This is a genomic window from Mesorhizobium sp. M7A.F.Ca.US.005.03.2.1 (assembly GCF_003997795.1).
GTDB classification, from domain to species: domain Bacteria; phylum Pseudomonadota; class Alphaproteobacteria; order Rhizobiales; family Rhizobiaceae; genus Mesorhizobium; species Mesorhizobium ciceri.
The window spans coordinates 1-1,377 of the sequence record NZ_RZRP01001214.1; the positions used below are offsets into that span (position 1 = coordinate 1).

The window sequence follows — 1,377 nt, forward strand, 5'->3', positions numbered from 1 at the left end:
TACCTGGTGCGTCGGCCGGCGTTTGCGGACGCGCCTGTTCGGCATTCTCATAGTCATCCCGCTGGTCATGGCCGCGCTAGCAGTTGCGCTCGTCGCCCTCGGCGCCTCGCCAGTTCCCACAGCGCTGCTGCTCGTTGCCTGGGGTTTCTTCGGCACGGCCGCGCCCGTTGGTTGGGGCACGTGGCTCAGCCGCACGTTGCCGGACGACGCGGAGGCTGGCGGCGGGCTGCAGGTCGCCGTCATCCAGCTCGCCATCACCGGGGGCGCCGCCATCGGCGGCACGCTCTTCGATACGGTCGGCTGGTGGGGAGCGTTCACTTTTGGCTCGGTGTTGCTCTGCGGATCGGCGCTCGCCGCCTTCGCCGCATCGCATATGGCCCGGAGATCCTCGCAGTGATCATCGAGCATGCGACGCTCAGCCGCCGGACATTGCTCGGCGCCGCGCTCGCGGTGACGGCCTTGCCGCGCGCAGCCGCCAGCCGAGAGAGCAAGGCCCCAGTCAGCCAGGAGCCCTGCGACATGAAGATAGGGATGACTTTTAACGGCCGCACCATGACCGCCACGCTCTACGACAATCCGTCGGAGCGCGACTTCTTCTCCATGCTGCCGCTGGACCTCAAGATCGAGGACTACGCGCATAACGAGAAGATTGCCTATCTGCCGCGCAAGCTAACGGAGGAGGGAAGCGGTCGTTCGCCAACGAGCAGCCCTATGACCTCTGCTATTTCATGCCCTGGGGCAACCTGGCGATGTTCTACGATGACTACCGCCACCCCGGGCTGATCAGGCTCGGCCGTTTCGACGAGGGCGAGCAGGCCCTGCATGTGCGCGGCGAGTTCTCGCTCCGCATCGAACGCATCTGAGGACACAAGGGAGATCAATGATGGACATTCTTCGCGCGGGCAGCAGGGCTTCCGGCAAGGGACCGGCTGACTGGTTCACCGGCACGGTGCGGATCGATCCGCTCTTCAACCCTTTCGACGCCGCGCGAGTCCAAGGCGCTCAGGTGACCTTCGAGCCCGGCGCGCGCACGGCTTGGCATACTCATCCGCTTGGCCAGACGCTGATCGTCGCCTCCGGCCGAGGCCGCGTGCAGCGCGAGGGAGGCCCGGTCGAGGAGATTAGGCCCGGTGACGTCGTCTGGTTCGCGCCGGGAGAGAAGCACTGGCATGGGGCGTCGCCCAAGACAGCGATGAGCCATATCGCGCTCCAGGAGGTTAAGGACGGTAAGGTCGTCGACTGGATGGAGCATTTGACGGACGCACAATACGGTGCCTGAGAAATCAAACCATCAACTTTGGAGAACTGCCATGATCAAGGACAAGGTCGTAATCATCACCGGAGCTTCATCGGGCATCGGTGAGGCAACCGCGAAGC

1 protein-coding gene and 2 pseudogenes are annotated in these 1,377 nt (G+C 64.6%); all 3 read left to right on the top strand.

Annotation, left to right across the window (positions count from 1 at the left end):
- A pseudogene (locus EN991_RS36370) lies at positions 1 to 397 on the top strand (MFS transporter); the annotation flags it as partial.
- 53 nt (positions 398 to 450) lie between these two features.
- Positions 451 to 863, top strand: a pseudogene (locus EN991_RS36375) (cyclophilin-like fold protein).
- A gap of 20 nt (positions 864 to 883) precedes the next feature.
- Positions 884 to 1,279, top strand: a complete 396-nt coding sequence (locus tag EN991_RS36380; protein ID WP_127370528.1) for a cupin domain-containing protein — start codon at positions 884 to 886, stop codon at positions 1,277 to 1,279.
- Positions 1,280 to 1,377 lie beyond the last annotated feature (98 nt).